This window comes from Methylobacterium indicum (assembly GCF_017347565.1).
GTDB classification, from domain to species: domain Bacteria; phylum Pseudomonadota; class Alphaproteobacteria; order Rhizobiales; family Beijerinckiaceae; genus Methylobacterium; species Methylobacterium indicum.
This window is the reverse complement of record NZ_AP024145.1, coordinates 5,785,001-5,800,815: the sequence shown is the minus strand read 5'-3', so window position 1 is coordinate 5,800,815 and position 15,815 is coordinate 5,785,001. Positions and strand designations below refer to the sequence as shown.

Genomic DNA, 15,815 nt, shown 5'->3' with positions numbered 1-15,815 from the left:
AGTGACCGTACCCTCGGCGCCATGGATACGGTCGCAAAGTCCGAACCCCGCACCCGCGTCGAGCAGGTGGTCGCCGATCTGGCGGATGGCATCGACCGTGGGCTCCTGCGGCAGGGCGAGCGCCTGCCCTCGATCCGGGCGGCGGCGGCGCGCTTCGCGGTCTCGAAGAACACCGCCGTCAACGCCTACGAGCGCCTCGTCGCCTCGGGCCGGGTCGAGAGCCGCCCGGGCTCGGGTTTCTACGTCTCGGGCCGCCGGCCGGCGCCGGCGGCACCCCCGGGCCCCGTCCCGGTCGCGGCGGTGGACAGCGTCTGGCTGCTGCGCGAGCAGCTCGACCGGCACTACGACGTGCGGGTCGGCGACGGGCGCCCGCCGCCCTCCTGGATGGAGAGCCTGGAGCTCGGTCGCCGCCTGCGGCCCTCGGCGGTGGCGGCGCACGAGAGCTACGGCAGCCCGGACGGTCACCCGCCGTTGCGCCGCAGCCTCGCCCTGATGCTTGCCGAGCGGTCGATCCAGGCCGGGCCGGAGGCGGTGCTGCTGACCTCGGGCGCCAACCACGCCCTCGACCTGATCATCCGCCAGTTCGTGGCCCCGGGCGAGCCGGTGCTGGTCGATTCCCCCGGCTACTACCCGCTGTTCGGCAAGCTGCGGCTCGCCAAGGCCCGGATCGTCGGGGTGCGGCGCGGCCCGAACGGGCCGGACGTCGCCCATCTCGACGAGGTGGCGCGGGCAAGCGGCGCGCGGCTCTTCTTCACCCACTCGCTCGCCCAGAACCCGACCGGCTGCTCGCTGACCCTGCCGGTCGCCCACCGGCTGCTCCAGCGCGCCGCCGCCCTCGACCTGCGGATCGTCGAGAGCGACCCCTTCGCGGACGTCCTGCCGGCCGGCCAGCCGCGACTGGCGGCCCTCGACCAGCTCGAGCGGGTGATCTACGTCGGCACCTTCGCCAAGACCCTCTCGGCGAGCCTGCGCTGCGGCTACGTCGCGGCGCGCCCGGACATCGTCGCCGCCCTGCGCGACCTCAAGATGGTGACGAGCGTCAACAGCTCGGGCTTCGTCGAACGCATCGTCCACGACCTGATCGAGAGCGGGCGCTACCGCCGCCACCTGCGCCGCCTCGCGAGCCGGATCGAGGCGGCGGCGCTCCACGGACGAACGGTGCTGCAGGAGCTGGGCCTGCCGGTCTTCGGCGAGCCGCGGGGCGGCTACTACCTCTGGTGCGGGCTGCCGGCGGCCTGCGACCTCGACGCCCTGTCCCGCCGCGCCGCCGCCCGCGGCATCCTGATCGCGCCGGGCGGCCTCTTCCTGCCCGAGGGACCGAGCGGGCCGCCGATGATGCGGGTCAACGTGGCCTATCTCGGCGACCCGCGCTTCGCGCGCTTCCTGCGCGAGGAGACCGCGGGCGGGTGAGCGGTCGTCTCGCGCCGCGAGCCTCAGCCCGCGAGCGCCCGCAGGGCCGGGTAGAGGCCGCGGTAGCGCGCGAGCCGCTCGGCATAGGCCGGCACGAGCGCGGGATCGGGCATCACGGTCGCCCCGCGGGCGGGCGGGGTGCAGAGCGCCTCGGGCGCCTCCCCGGTGACCGCCAGGCGGGCGAGGCGCGCCGCCCCGAAGGCGCCGCCGTGCTCGCCCTCGGCGAGCGGGCTCAGGGGCAGGTCGAGGACGCTCGCCAGGATGCGGATCCAGGCCGGCGACCGCGAGCCGCCGCCGATGACGTCGGCGGCCTCGATCCGCGTGCCCGAGGCCCGCAGGGCGTCGAGGCCGTCGCGCAGCGAGAAGGCCACGCCCTCCATCACGGCCTGGGTCAGGGCCGGCCGCTCGGTGCCGGCCGAGAGGCCCGCGAAGGCGCCCCGCACCGCGCCGTCGTTGTGCGGCGTGCGCTCGCCGGCGAGGTAGGGCAGGAACAGGGCCTCGCTCGGGCGCGCGACGGCCCCCACCTCCGCCACCAGGCTCGCCTCGTCCCGGCCTACGACGCCGGCCCACCAGGCCAGCGAGGCGGCGGCCGAGAGGGTCACGCCCATCTGGTGCCACAGGCCCGGGAGCGCGTGGCAGAAGGCGTGGACCGCGCCCTCCGGGTAGGGCCGCGCGCCATCGGTGACGGCAAACAGCACCCCGGAGGTGCCGAGCGACACGAAGGCGTCGCCCGGGCGGATCGCCCCGAGCCCGACCGCGCCGGCGGCGTTGTCGCCCGCCCCGCCGGCGACGAGCGGCGGCGTCGCCATGCCCCAGGCCCGCGCGAGGTCCGCGCGCAGGCGTCCCGCCGGGGCGGAGCCCTCGACGAGGCGCGGCATCGCCGACGGCGCGAGCCCGGTGGCGGCGAGCGCCTCGGGCGACCAGGCCCGGGCGGCGACGTCGAGCCAGAGCGTGCCGGAGGCGTCCGACATCTCCTCGACCGCCTCGCCGGACAGCGCGAGGCGCAGCCACGCCTTCGGCAGGAGGACGCGGGCCACCTTCGAGAAGATCTCGGGCTCGTGCGCGCGCACCCAGAGCAGCTTCGGGGCGGTGAAGCCCGGCATGGCGATGTTGCCGGCGACCCGGCGCAGGTCCGGGAAGGCCGCCTCGAGCGCCGCGCATTCGGCGGTGGCGCGGGTGTCGTTCCACAGGATGCAGGGGCGCAGCACGCGGTCGTCCGCGTCGAGAAGCACCGCCCCGTGCTGCTGGCCCGACAAGCCGACACCCCTGACCGCCGCGAGTTCGGCCGGGTGGCGGTCCTTGAGGGTGTCGAGCGCCTGCTCCAGGGCCGCCCACCACTGCGCCGGATCCTGCTCGCTCCAGCCCGGCTGCGGGCGGCTGACGGTGAGCGGAGCGGTGGCGCTGCCGACGACGCGTTGCGCCTCGTCGACGAGCACGGCCTTCAGGCCGGAGGTGCCGAGATCGAGACCGAGATACATCGTGGCACCGTGTTCAGGAGAGAGCCGACACGAGGTCGGCGCGGGTCGGCAGGTCGGCGCCGAGACGGGTGCAGGTGATGCTCGCGGCCGCGACCGCCTCGGACAGGATCTCCCGCAGGGTCTCGGCGTCGAGGCAGAGCAGCGCCTCGCGCGAGAGCCGGCCGTCGCGGTCGAGGCGGGCCAGCAGGGCCGCGTGGAAGGTGTCGCCGGCCCCCACCGTGTCGATCACCGGGACCGGACGGCCCGGCACGGTGGCGGGTCCACCCGCGTGGTAGGCCCGCGCCCCGTCGGGACCGGCGGTGACGACGACGAGGGCGACGCCCGCCTGGAGCCAGCCCCGCGCGATTTTTCCCTCGTCGGCCCCCGCCCCGTAGGCCGCGCGCAGGTCCTCGTCCGAGAGCTTGATGATGTCGGCGTGGCTCACGAGGTCGTCAAATCTCGCGTGCCAGCGGCCGAGATCGGGGATCAGGCCGAGACGCAGGTTGGGATCGAGGCTGATCACCCGCCGCCGCGCCTCGCGGGCGGCGAGCGCCGCGTAGGCCGTGCCGACCGGCTCGGCGACCAGCGAGAACGACCCCATGGCGATCGCCCGCACCGCATCGGGCAGGGAAGCCGGCAGGTCGGCGACGGCGAGGTCGGCATGGGCGCAGGATTGAGCGTGGAAGCTGTAGGCCGGGTGGCCGTCCGCCCCGGTCGACACGATGGCGAGCGGCGTCGGCCGGGGGCTCTCCTTGGCGAAAGCGAGATCGACGCCCTCCGCCGCCAGCCGGTCGGCCAGCATCCGCCCGAAGGCGTCCGACGAGAGGCCGGCGAGGAAGGCGCTCTCCGCCCCGAGCCGGCGGATGCCGATCGCCAGATTGAACGGCGAGCCGCCCGCCACCGCGAGCGCGGGCAGGCCGCCGCGGTCGGGCGCCGGCCGGCCGGTCTCGACGAACAGGTCGATCAGGGCTTCGCCGCAGACCAGGATCATGGGGGTGTCCTCACGCCGCCAGCGGGTGCCGCGAGCGGTGCGGCAGGGCCCGGCCGTCACCGTCGAAGAGGTGCGTCGCGCCGGGATCGATCGTCAGGCGGATCGTCTCGCCGGTGCGCACGGGGGCGCTGCCCTCGATCTGCGCCACCACCGTGGCCCCGCCCGCGACCGCGACATGGGCGAGCGTCAGGCCGCCGAGGCGCTCGACATGGCTCACCTCGCCGGCGAGCGCCCCGTCGGTTCCGGGCTTGAGCGCCTCCGGGCGGATGCCGAGCGTCACGGTGGCGCCGGGTGCCGCGCGGGCGCCGTCGACCGGCACCACCACCTCCCCGCCGCCGGGCAGCGCCACCCGCACGCCGGCCGGGTCGGGCCCCGTCGCGCGCACCGGCAGGAGGTTCATCCGCGGGCTGCCGATGAAGCCGGCGACGAACAGGTTCGCCGGGTGATGGTAGAGTTCGAGCGGCGAGCCGACCTGCTCGATGCGCCCGGCATTGAGCACCACGATCTTGTCGGCCATCGTCATCGCCTCGACCTGATCGTGGGTGACGTAGATCATCGTGGCGTTAAGGTCGCGGTGGAGCCGCGCCAGCTCGATCCGCATCTGGCCGCGGAGCGCCGCGTCGAGGTTCGAGAGCGGCTCGTCGAACAGGAAGATTTTTGGGTGCCGCACGATCGCCCGGCCGATCGCGACGCGCTGGCGCTGGCCGCCGGACAGGTCCTTCGGCTTGCGGTCGAGATAGGCGTCGAGCTGGAGGATGCGCGAGGCCTCCGCCACCTTGGCGGCGCGCTCGGCCTTGGACGCACCGGCGAGCTTGAGGGCGAAGGCCATGTTGTCGCGCACGCTCATGTGCGGATAGAGCGCGTAGGACTGGAACACCATGGCGAGCCCGCGGTCGGCCGGGCCGACCTCGTTGATGCGCTGGCCGTCGATGAAGAGATCCCCGTCGGTGATCTCTTCCAGCCCGGCGATCATCCGCAGCAGCGTCGATTTCCCGCAGCCGGACGGGCCGACGAAGACCGCGAATTCGCGGTCGGCGATGTCGAGGTCGACGCCCTTGATGATCTCGGCGTCGCCGTAGCTCTTGCGCAGTCCGCGGAGGCGAAGGGTGGCCATGGCGAGGGCTCCTACTTGACGGCGCCGAAGGTGAGGCCGCGCACCAGCTGGCGCTGCGACAGCCAGCCGAAGACCAGGATCGGCGCCACCGCCACCGTCGAGGCGGCGGACAGCTTGGCGAAGAACAGGCCCTGGGGGCTCGAGAACGAGGCGATGAAGGCGGTGAGCGGGGCCGCCGCCGACGAGGTCAGGTTGAGGCTCCAGAACGCCTCGTTCCAGCACAGGATCAGCGAGAGCAGCCCCGTCGAGGCGACGCCCGGCAGGGTGAGCGGCAGCAAGAGGTGCCAGACCTCGGCGCCGGTGCGCGCGCCGTCCATCCGCCCGGCCTCCAGGATGTCGTGCGGCACCTCCTTGAAGAAGGTGAACAGCATCCAGACCACGATCGGCAGGTTCATCAGCGTGTAGACGACGATGAGGCCGATCCGGGTATCGAGGAGCCCGAGGGTGCGGAACACCAGGTAGATCGGCACCAGCACGCCGACCGAGGGCAGCATCTTGGTCGAGAGCATCCACAGGAGCGTCGAGCGGGTGCGCTTCGTCGGGTGGAAGGCCATGACGTAGGCGGCGGGAATCGCCAGCGCCAGCGCCAGCACCGTGCCGCCGACCGAGATCACCACCGAGTTGAGCGCGAAGGACAGGTAATCGGCCCGGGCCAGCACCTCGCCGTAGCTCTGTAGCGTCGGCGTGAAGGTGAGCGAGGGGTTCACCGCCTCCGGCTCGCTCTTGAGACTCGTGAGCAGCATCCACAGCAGGGGGAAGAACAGCACGAAGGCCGCCCCCCAGCCGAGCACCGCGATGCCGACGCGCTTCGGGAGACTCTGCTTCACCATCCTACACCTCCAGCCGGCGCGCGATGGTGCGCACGAGGAAGAACGCCACGACGTTGGCGAGCACGATCGCCACCACGCCGCCGGCCGAGGCGCCGCCGACGTCGTATTGCAGGAGCGCGCGGGCGTAGATCAGGAAGGCGAGGTTGGTGGTGGCGTTGCCGGGCCCGCCCGCGGTCGTGACGTAGATCTCGGCGAAGACGGTGAGCAAAAAAATCGTCTCGATCATCACCACCACGCTGATCGCCCGCGAGAGGTGCGGCAGCACGATGTAGACGAACTGCGCCATCGCGCCGGCCCCGTCCATGCGGGCGGCCTCGAGCTGCTCGCGGTCCAGCGACTGCACGGCGGTGAGGAGGATCAGGAGCGCGAAGGGCAGCCACTCCCACGACACGATCAGGATGACCGAGAGCAGGGGATAATCGGCGAACCAGTCGATGGCGGGGAGGCCGAGAGCGCGAGCCACGGCGCCGAAGACGCCGTAGATCGGATGCATCATCAGGTTCTTCCAGATCAGCGCCGCGACCGTGGGCATGACGAAGAACGGCGCGATCGCGAAGAGGCGGGCGAGGTTGCGGCCCGGGAAGGGCTGGTCGAACAACACCGCCAGCAGCGTGCCGCCGACCACCGTGATCACCAGCACCGAGCCGACGAGGACGAGGGTGTTGGTCAGCGAGGCCCAGAAATCCGGATCGGTGACCAGGAACTCGTAATTGTCGGTACCTGCGAAGCCCGTCACCGTCGGGTCGAGCAGGTTGTAGCGCTGGAGCGAGAACCACACGGTCATCACCAGCGGCACGATCATCCAGATCAGCAGCACGGTGACCGAGGGGCCGATGAACGGCAGGCCGTTGAAGTGGCGGCCCTTGGCGGGGGCGGATGCCGAGGTGGTGAGGGTGGACATGGCCGTCGTCGCCTCGCGTGGGGCATGAGGTCGGGGCTGCCGACGGCGGCCCCACATCGTCGCAGTCTTTTCAGGCCGGACTGACTTACCAGGACGAAGAAGTTGCCGACCCCCGGCTCGCACAAGCTCGCGCATTCACCCATTGCCGGATGAAGGGCGGGTCTCTCCTCTCCCCGCGGGCGGGGAGAGGGCCGAGCCCTCGTTCAGAGGGCGCGGCAAGCGGCGAACCGCAGGTTCAAAGCGAGGGTGAGGGGGTATCTCCGTGTGAGACTCCTCCGGAAAAACCCCCTCACCCTCGGCTACCGCCTCGCTTTGGTGACGACAAGGTCACCAAAGCCCTCTCCCCGCACGCGGGGAGAGGAGGGAGAGCGCGTTCTCATTCCCCGAGTTGCCCTTCAGCCTACTTCGGATATCCGGCCTGGCGCATCGTCCGCTCGGTCGCCGATTGCGCGGCCTTCAGCGCCGCGTCGACCGTCTGCTGGCCCGTCAGCGTCGCCGCCACGGTCTGGCCGACCTGGGTGCCGATGCCCTGGAACTCGGGGATCGCCACGAACTGCGCGCCCGTATAGGGCCGCGGGTTCCGGGTCTGGCCGTTCGGGTTGGCGCTGTCGATCGCCTTCAGGACGAAGCCCGCGAAGGGCGCGGCCTTCTGGTAGTCGGGGCTCTTGTAGGTCGATTCCCGGGTGCCCGGCGGCACCGCGACCCAGCCGTTTTCCTTGGCCACCCTCTCGACATAGGCCTTGCTGGTCGCCCAGGCGACGAAGGTCTTGGCGGCATCCTTCTGCTTGGAAGAGGCCGGGATGCCGAGATTCCAGCTCCACAGCCAGGTCGGCCCGCCCTTGAAGGTGCCGGTCGGCATCGGCGCGAAGGCGACCTTGTCGGCGACCTGCGACTGCTTCGGATCGTAGAGCAGGCCGGCCGCGACGGTCGAGTCGATCCACATCGCGCAGCGGCCGCTGGCGAACAGCGCCAGGTTCTCGTTGAAGCCGTTCGAGCTCGCGCCGGGCGGGCCGTAATTCTTCAGGACGTCGGTGTAGTAGGTGAGCGCGTTCTTCCACTCCGGCGTGTCGATCGTGGTCTTCCAGCCCTCGCCGAACCACTGGCCGCCGAAGGTGTTCACCAGCGACGTCACGTAGGCCATGTTCTCGCCCCAGCCCGGCTTGCCGCGCAGGCAGATGCCGTAGGTCTGGCTGGCCTTGTCGGTGAGCTTGGCGGCGAAGCCCTTGATCTCGTCGTAGGTCGGCGCCTCCGGCATGGTCAGGCCGGCCTTGTCGAACAGATCCTTGCGGTAATAGGTCATCGCGCTCTCGCCGTAGAACGGCAGCGCGTAGAGCTTGCCGTCCCGGCTCACGCCGTCGCGGACGGTCTTGAGGAGGTCGTCGGCGTCGTAATCGGCCGGCAGGCCGTCCATCGGCTCGAGCCAGTTTTGACGCGCCCAGATCGGCACCTCGTAATTGCCGATGGTGAGCACGTCGAACTGGCCGGCCTTGGTGGCGATGTCGGTGGTGACGCGCTGGCGCAAAACGTTCTCTTCCAGCACCACCCAGCGCAGCTTGATGTCCGGATGCGCCTTCTCGAAGGCCGGGGACAGCTTCTGCATCACCACCATGTCGCCGTTGTTGACGGTGGCGATGGTGAGGGTGGATTCCGCGAGGGCCGGGGTGCCGGCGACGAGGGCCGCGGCGAGAACCAGGGGTTGCATCCGTCTCACGTCGTATCCTCCCGTCGCGCCGTTCTCCCCGAGAGGGACGGCCTTGTGCGCGATTGGTGAGGGTCCGCCGGGTTGGCGTCAAGCCGGGACGAGGCCCGAGCGTGTCGCTGCGGCATCGTCGTCCACGGGGTTTCACCGAAGGATGCCCATGTCGGGTCGACCGCAACACCGCAGAGAAATGCGCCCGTGCGTCGGCAAAGACCCCCTCTCCCGGATGGGAGAGGGTCGCCTGTGCTATCCCTCGACATCGGTGATACTGAGCCGGCTCACCCCGCCCGCCGCGCCGCCTCGTCGAGCGTCGCCTGGATGCCCTGTCCGTCGAGCATCCCGAGCCATTCCGCGACGGGCTCCACGAGGCGCGGGTCGTCGCCGAGCTCGCCGAAGAGCGGGCGGATGGCCAGCAGCGGGCGCGGGTCGGCGCCGCCCGCGATTGCCGTCTCGCGCAGGAGCGCCGCCATCGGGTGGCGCACCTCGATCGCTTCGCCGCGCTCGTCCTCGCCCCGCACCCGGCGCAGCCAGGCGGCGAGCGCCAGCGCCAGGAACTCGACGCTGCCGCCCTGCTGCAGGCGGCCTCGGATCGGATCGACCAGGACGTTGAGCGGCGCGTCGGTGTTGACCCGCTCCACCGTGTCGCGGATCGCCGGGTTGGCGAAGCGCGCGACGAGGGTGCGCTTGTACTCGGCGAGATCGATCCCCGGGACCGGCGGCACGGTCGGGCCGGTCTCCCGGTCCATGAGCGCCGTCATGATTGCGGCGATGCGCGGGTCCGCCATCGACTCGTCGATCGTCACGTAGCCGGCCAGCCGCCCCAGTCCCGAGACCGCGAGGTGGCTGCCGTTGAGGAGCCTGAGCTTCATGAACTCGTAAGGCGCCACGTCCTCCACGAATTGCGCGCCGACCTTTTCCCAGGCCGGCCGGCCGGCGGGGAAGCGGTCCTCGATCACCCACTGGGTGAAGGTCTCGCTGAAGACCGGCCAGGCATCGGCGAGGCCGTGGCGCTCGGCCAGGCCCGCGATATCTCCCGCCGCCGTCACCGGCGTGATGCGGTCGACCATGGTCGACGGGAAGACGACCTCGGCGGCGATCCACGCGGCGAGCGCGGGATCGCGCAGCCGGGCGAGCGCCACCACGGCGTCGCGCAGGACGTCGCCGTTGTGCTGGATGTTGTCGCAGGTGAGCGGGGTGAAGGGCGCCCGGCCGGCCTCGCGCCGACGCCGCAGCGCCTCGACGATCACCCCGACCGCGCTCCTCGGCCGCGCCGGCTCGGCGAGGTCGGCCCGGATCAGCGGGTGGTCGGGATTGAGCCGCTTCGTCGCCGGATCGAGGCAGTAGCCGTTCTCGGTCACCGTCAGGCTGACGATGCGGATCGCCGGGTCGTCGATCGCGTCGAGCACCGCCGCGCTCGTCTCGCCCGCGAAGGCGACGCCCGCGAGCGCGCCGATCACCGTCACGGTCTCGTCCGCGCCCTCGCGCTCGACGAGGGTGTAGAGCGCGTCCTGGGGCGCCAGCGCGTCGATCATCCGCCGGTCGCCCGGCATCAGCCCGACGCCGAGGATGCCCCAGGTGAGGGCTTCGGGCTCGCGCTCCATCAGGTCGTGGGTGTAGCGGGCCATGTGCGCCCGGTGGAAACCGCCGAGCCCGAGATGGACGATGCCCGCGCGCACCTGCGCCACGTCGTAGGCGGGCACCCGCACGCGCGGCGACAGCGAGGCCAGCGCGGCGCGGCTGAGTGGCACGGGATCGCGGTCGGCGCGCATGCTCATGGTCTTGGCTCGGGTTCTCGGCTCGGGTTCTTGGCTCGGGGTCTCGGCTCGGGCAGGCGGCAGGCGCCCGGCGGGGCCCCTGATTAATCCGTCGCCGTGCCGGCGTCGATGGCCGGCGCGTGTCGGCCCCGCCCCGGCCGTTCCGGCTCGCCCCGCGACCGGCCTGTTCGACCCGAATCGACCTCGTCGTCCCGCCCCTCGGCCCACCGGCGGTCGAGGGGCGAGGCAGGACCTCTGCGCCAAGCCTCCGCTCCAAGCCGCGTCTGCCCTCACAGCCGGTAGAAGCGTTCCGCGTTGTCGTGAAACAGCTTGCGGCGGTCCTGGGTCGGGAAGCTGGCGGTGATCGCCTTGAAGGCGTCGAAGATCCGGTCGTAGCTCGAGAACAGCTTGTCGACCGGGAAGTTGCTGGCGAACATGCAGCGGTCGACCCCGAAGGCGGCGATCGCCTCCAGCACGTAGGGCCGGATGCTGTCCGTCGTCCAGGTCCAGTCGCCCATGCCGAGGCCGGAGATCTTGCAGGCGACGTTCGGCGCCGCGGCGAGACAGTGCATGCCGGCCTTCCAGGCGTCGAAATGATCCATCCCGTCGACCTGCATCCCGGTATGGTTGAGGATGATCTGCGTGTCCGGGAAGGCGCGGGCGAGGTCGTAGGCTTCCTCCATCTGCGAGTAGTAGAGCTGCAGGTCGAAGGACATGTCGAGGTCGCGCAGGAGCCCGAACCCGCGCCGCCAATCCGGCTCCCGGCTCAGGCCGGGGCGCTCGAGATAGGTCTTGACCGGATCGGGGTGGTAGTTGAGCGACTGGCGGATGCCGCGGAAGTTGGGGAACGCCCGGTGGCCTTCCAGCACGTCGCGCACGCCGGGCGACGCCAGGTCGGCATAGCCGACGATGCCGTGGGGAAAGCCGTGCGCGTCGGCGACCCCCTGCAGCCAGCGCGTCTCGCCGACGGGATCGCGCGGGTCGAAGCCGACGTCGAGATGGACCGACTTCACGACGTTCTGGTTGCGCGCGTCCTCGAGGAAGTCCTCGATCCGGTAGTTCTTGATGATCGGGCTGTAATCCCCGAAGACGATCGGCTTCGGCCCGTCGGTCAGCCAGGGATAGTAGTGCTTGTCGAGATCCCACAGGTGGTGGTGGGGATCGATGATCGGAAAGTCGTCCATGGGCTCATCCAATCCGGGCGGGTATCCCGTCGAAGGACCCGCCCGGACGGGTCGCGGCCGGGCGGAAGGGGGGCGGGGACGGGCGGCGCCCGACCCAGGTGGTGCGCTCGGTGAAGGCGTCGCGCTCAGTACTGGCCGGCGGACGGCGGGTAGACGCGCTTGAGCTTGGCCTGCGCCGCCGGGCTGTCGATGTCCTTGGCGGTCACCAGCGGCTCGGGGAGCGGCAGCTCCTTGGTCACCGGCGCGCCCGTCAGGGCGTTGTAGACCTGCTGCACCGCCTCGATGCCCTGGCCGCCGGCCTCCTGCAGAAAGAGGCCCTGGATCACGCCGTCGCGCAGCAGGCGCACCGTGGTCGGGCTGCCGTCGGCGGTGGCGACGCCGACCTTGCCGACGAGCCCCTTGGTCTGGAGCACCTTGGCGGCGCCGGTCGCCGCCTCGTCGTACATGCCGTAGATCGCCTTGATGTCGGGATGGGCGGTCAGGAGGTCGTTGGCCTGGTCCACCGCCTCGCGCACGGTGAGGCCCTTGGTCTGGAGCACCTGCACCAGGTCGCAGCCCTCGGCCGCGAAGGCCTCCTTGGCGCCCTTGAGGTATTTCTGGGCGTTCTCGCGGTCCTGCGGCAGCGACAGCATGCCGACCTTGGTGCCGCCGCGCTCCTTGGCGAGCCCGCAGACGAACTTGCCCTCCTCGCGGCCGGCCTCGTAGTTGTTGGCCGTCACCGTCGCGGTGTAGTCGGTCGCGCCCGGCTGCGGGCCGATGCCGGTGAACGCCACCGGGACCGACTTCTCCTTGAGCAGGCGCAGCACCGGCGGGGTGCTGGCCGAGCTCACCGGCCCCATGACGATGGCGTCGACGCCGCGGGTGAGCGCCGTGCGCACGTTGGTCATCTGGTCGACCGGCGAGTTGTGCGAATCGAGCTCGATGTATTCGATCCCGAGTTCCTTCGCCTTGGTCTTCGCGCCGTAGGCGACCCATTGCCAGTACGAGATGTCGAGGGAGGGCGCGATATAGGCGACGGTGAACGTCTTGGCCGGCTTGGTCTCGGCGAGAGCGGGGGCGGCCGCCGCGCAGGCGAAGGCCGCGGCGAGGGCGAGGCCGCGCAAGGATGAGGGCGTCACGAGAGCGCGCGTCATGGGATGTCCTCCTTCGGGATGGGGGCGTCTTGTTCGCGCCGGTCAGGCGCGCGCCTTGGTGAAGCGGTCGATGAGCACCGCGACGAGAATGACGAGGCCGGTGACCGAGCCCTGCCAGAAGCTGTTGATGCCGATCAGGTTCACGCCGTTCTGGATGACCGTAATCATGACGGCGCCCAGCATCGCGCCGATCGCCGAGCCGGTGCCGCCGAATAGGCTCGCCCCGCCGATCACGCAGGCGGCGATGGCCTGGAGCATCAGGTTGGCACCGGAGGTCGCCTCCGAGTTGCTGATGTAGGAGAGGCTCAGCAGGCTCGCGAAGGAGGCGCACAGGCCCGACGCGACGTAGACGCCGCACCGCACCGCGTCGACCGGGATGCCCAGGAGCCGCGCCGCCTTGGCGTTGCTGCCGATGGCGTAGACCCAGCGGCCGAGGACGAGCTTGCGCAGGGCGAATTCGAGCAGCGCGACCCCGACGAGGCAGAACAGCACGTAATTGGCGATCCCCGGGACCAGCGTGCCGGCGTTGAGCCACCAGAAGTCCGGGTCGAGGATGGCGATCGAGTGGCCGTCGGTCACCACGAAGGCGAGGCTGCCCCCGACCGCGAAGGTGACGAGCGTCACGACGAAGGGGGCGAGCCCGACGAAGGTCACGAGCGCGCCGTTGATCGCCCCGATCCCGGCGCCGACCCCGAGGCTCGCCAGGCAGGCGACGGGCCAGGACAGGCCGGCCGACAGCCCGAGCCCGGCGACCATCCCGGTGAGCGAGAAGGTCGAGCCGACCGAGAGGTCGATGCCGCTCGTCGCGATGACGAGGAAGACCCCGAGGGAGACGAGGATCAGCGGCGCGGAGGCCTGGGCGATGTTGGCGATGTTGCCGAGCGAGAGCACCTGCGGCGACCACAGGCTCACCGCGAGCTCGATCAGCACGATCGCCGCCGCGATGGCGATCTCGGTGCGGTAGGTGCGCAAGAGGCGTGCGCCCGACCCGGCGCGCCGGGGCCGGGCGGGGCCGGCATGCGGCGGCGCGCCCGCGAGGATGTCGGTCATGGGGTCGTCCTTCTTCGAAAGGGTCGCGCCGGGATGGGATCGCGCCTGGCGGGCCTCAGGCCGCCATGCCGGTCGCCTGCGCCAGGGCGACCTCGTCGATGGCGGTACCGGCGATCACTCCGCTGACCTCGCCCCGCAGGTCGAAGGCGACGATCCGGTCGCAGATCTCGATGAGTTCCGGGAATTCCGTCGACCACCACACGACGACGGTGCCGCGCGCCGCCATCTCGCGGATGAGGGCGTAGATCTCGCGCTTCGTGCCGATGTCGACGCCGCGGGTCGGCTCCTCCAGGACGAGCATCCGCGGCGGGTGCTCGAGCCAGCGGGCGAGGAGAAGCTTCTGCTGCGTGCCGCCGCTCAGGGTGAGGGGCGAGTCGTCGACCGACCCGGCCTTGATGGAAAGGCGTGCCAGGGCGTCGCCCGCCACGTCGGCCTCGCGCCGGCGGGCGAGCCAGCGCCGGGCGGCGACCCGCGTCGCCGCCACGACGTTGTCGAGGATCGGCAAGGTCGTGAGGAGCCCCTTCTCGGCGCGGTCGCCCGAGACGTAGCCGATGCCCTGCCGCACGGCCCGGGCCGGGTCGCGCAGGTCCGCTTGCGCCCCGTCCAGGCTGATGCGCCACGCGCTGCCCGGGGCGGCGCCGACGAGCGCGTCGATCAGCTGCCCGGGGCCGGCGGGTGCCCCGGCAAGGCCCAGGACCGTTCCGGGTGGCAGCGTCACCGTCAGGCCCGGGCCCGCGATCGCCACGGTGGTACCGTCCGGTCGGGTCGCCGTCGCCGTCGCCGGCTTGCCCCGGACGGCCGCCTTCTGGCCCATCGCCTCGACGATGCCGGCATCGTCGAGATCCGCGAGGGGACGGCGATCGACGACGGTCAGGCCGTCGCGCAGGATCGTGCAGACCTCGGCCACCGCGCGAATCTCCTTCATGCGGTGCGAGACGAGGAGGGTGCTGATTCCCTGGCCGGCGAGGCGGCGCAGCAGGGCGAACAGCCGCTCGCTCTCGGCGAAGGTCAGGTTGGCGGTCGGCTCGTCGAGGAGCAGCAGCCTGGCCCCCGAGCCGAGCGCCCGGGCGATCTCGATCAGCTGGCGCTCGTGCAGGTCGATCTCGGCGACCGGACGGTCCAGCGCCTCGCGGGCGAGGCGCTCGTCGATCTGGGCGAGGGCGGCCCGGGCCTCGTCCCGTCGCCGGGCCGCGCGCACCGGCGCGATGGCCCGGCGCAGATGCGGGAGGTAGATGTTCTCCGCGACCGAGAGGTGCGGCAGCAGCGCCAGTTCCTGGAACACCACCGCGATCGGATTCGGTCCGTCCCCGCGGATGGTCAGGTCGCCGGCGTCGCGCCGCAGGGAACCGGAGACGATGCGGATCAGCGTCGACTTGCCGGCGCCGTTGCCGCCGAGCAGGGCGTGGATCTCGCCCGGGGCGATCCTGAGGTCGACCCCGCGCAGCACGGAGGTCGCCCCGAAGCTCTTGCGGATCCCGGTGGCCTCGACCAGGAGGTCGTGCGGCGTCATCGCGCGGCCCCGGCCCGGAGGCGGGCAGGTCCAGCCCCTCCCTGCAGGTCTGCCAGGGCCATGGCGCGTCTCCCGATACGTCGGAGCGGGTTGTCCCGCTTCCCTACCGGTATGGATCGCTGCGGCGGAGCGGCGGCGCAAACGGATTCGGCGCAACGATCGATGAACTGGATTCATCTGCCGCGAGAGGCCGCGGCGGTCGTCGGGCACGCGTATCGGGTCCGCCCTCGCGGCGGACGGGCCTCGCACCCCGCCGGTGTCACGCCGCTCGGATCTCTTTTAGGAAGGCGCCGACCGCCATGCCCATCGCGTCCGCCTGGTCCCCGAGTTCGCGGGTCGAGCCGGTGACGCGCGTCGCGACCGCGGCGGTGTCGCTCGCATCCTCGCGCACCCGGTCGATCAGGCGGGCGACCTCGTCGGTGCCGGCGCTGACGTTGCGGGTGCTGCGGGCGATCTCGGCGGTGGCCGCGCTCTGCTCCTCGACCGCCGCACTGATCGTCGCGCTGCTGGCGCTCAGGTGCCCGATCGTTTCGCGGATGCGGGTGATGGCCTCGACCGAGCCGCCGGCGGCCGCCCGCATCCCCTCGATCTGCCCGGCGATCTGGCCGGTGGCGCGGGCGGTCTGCTGGGCCAGGGCCTTCACCTCGGCGGCCACCACCGCGAAGCCGCGGCCGGCCGCCCCCGCCCGGGCCGCCTCGATGGTGGCATTGAGCGCGAGCAGGTTGGTCTGGTCGGCGATGGTGGTGATGAGCGTCACGACGTGACCGACCTGGTCGACCGCC

The 15,815-nt window shown here is 71.8% G+C and carries 13 protein-coding genes (1 of these 13 cut by a window edge); 1 reads left to right on the top strand and 12 read right to left on the bottom strand.

The genetic code is table 11. From position 1 onward, the window contains the following. The first annotated feature begins 21 nt into the window (after window positions 1-21). The gene (locus miv_RS26945) at window positions 22-1,410 is read left to right on the top strand and encodes an aminotransferase-like domain-containing protein (protein WP_207179945.1); all 1,389 of its coding nucleotides are present in this window, start codon (window positions 22-24) and stop codon (window positions 1,408-1,410) included. A 23-nt stretch (window positions 1,411-1,433) separates the two neighbouring features. Here the strand turns inward: miv_RS26945 and xylB are convergent, their stop codons facing one another. From xylB to miv_RS26885, 12 genes are all read right to left on the bottom strand, one after another. Further along, window positions 1,434-2,888, bottom strand: a complete 1,455-nt coding sequence (gene xylB / locus miv_RS26940) for a xylulokinase (protein ID WP_207179944.1) — start codon at window positions 2,886-2,888, stop codon at window positions 1,434-1,436. Between the two features lie 13 nt (window positions 2,889-2,901). Further along, window positions 2,902-3,858, bottom strand: a complete 957-nt coding sequence (locus miv_RS26935) for a carbohydrate kinase family protein (protein WP_207179943.1) — start codon at window positions 3,856-3,858, stop codon at window positions 2,902-2,904. A 10-nt stretch (window positions 3,859-3,868) separates the two neighbouring features. Next, window positions 3,869-4,972 carry an ABC transporter ATP-binding protein gene (locus miv_RS26930; protein WP_207179941.1) on the bottom strand — a complete coding sequence of 368 codons (1,104 nt, stop codon included), beginning with the start codon at window positions 4,970-4,972 and terminating at the stop codon, window positions 3,869-3,871. 11 nt (window positions 4,973-4,983) lie between these two features. After that, complete coding sequence (locus tag miv_RS26925) at window positions 4,984-5,802, bottom strand: carbohydrate ABC transporter permease (RefSeq protein ID WP_207179939.1); 819 nt, start codon at window positions 5,800-5,802, stop codon at window positions 4,984-4,986. A gap of 1 nt (window position 5,803) precedes the next feature. Next, on the bottom strand, window positions 5,804-6,703 hold the full coding sequence (locus miv_RS26920) for a carbohydrate ABC transporter permease (RefSeq protein WP_207179936.1): 900 nt from the start codon (window positions 6,701-6,703) through the stop codon (window positions 5,804-5,806). A 400-nt stretch (window positions 6,704-7,103) separates the two neighbouring features. After that, window positions 7,104-8,405 carry an ABC transporter substrate-binding protein gene (locus miv_RS26915; RefSeq protein WP_207179934.1) on the bottom strand — a complete coding sequence of 434 codons (1,302 nt, stop codon included), beginning with the start codon at window positions 8,403-8,405 and terminating at the stop codon, window positions 7,104-7,106. A 275-nt stretch (window positions 8,406-8,680) separates the two neighbouring features. Next, a complete protein-coding gene (locus miv_RS26910; RefSeq protein ID WP_207179932.1) occupies window positions 8,681-10,177 on the bottom strand; it encodes a mannitol dehydrogenase family protein in 1,497 nt (498 codons plus the stop codon). 269 nt (window positions 10,178-10,446) lie between these two features. Then, window positions 10,447-11,340 (bottom strand): amidohydrolase family protein, encoded by an 894-nt coding sequence (locus miv_RS26905; RefSeq protein ID WP_207179931.1) that lies wholly within the window; start codon window positions 11,338-11,340, stop codon window positions 10,447-10,449. A 125-nt stretch (window positions 11,341-11,465) separates the two neighbouring features. Beyond that, on the bottom strand, window positions 11,466-12,473 hold the full coding sequence (locus miv_RS26900; protein ID WP_207179929.1) for a substrate-binding domain-containing protein: 1,008 nt from the start codon (window positions 12,471-12,473) through the stop codon (window positions 11,466-11,468). A gap of 42 nt (window positions 12,474-12,515) precedes the next feature. Further along, complete coding sequence (locus miv_RS26895; protein WP_207179927.1) at window positions 12,516-13,523, bottom strand: ABC transporter permease; 1,008 nt, start codon at window positions 13,521-13,523, stop codon at window positions 12,516-12,518. A gap of 55 nt (window positions 13,524-13,578) precedes the next feature. Then, entirely contained in the window at window positions 13,579-15,033 is a 1,455-nt protein-coding gene (locus miv_RS26890; protein WP_207179925.1) for a sugar ABC transporter ATP-binding protein, read from the bottom strand. 259 nt (window positions 15,034-15,292) lie between these two features. Further along, window positions 15,293-15,815 carry the final stretch of a globin-coupled sensor protein gene (locus miv_RS26885; protein WP_207179923.1) on the bottom strand. Its footprint extends 818 nt past the window's final position, so the window shows 523 of its 1,341 coding nt (coding positions 819-1,341); its start codon lies off the right edge, out of view; it ends in the stop codon at window positions 15,293-15,295.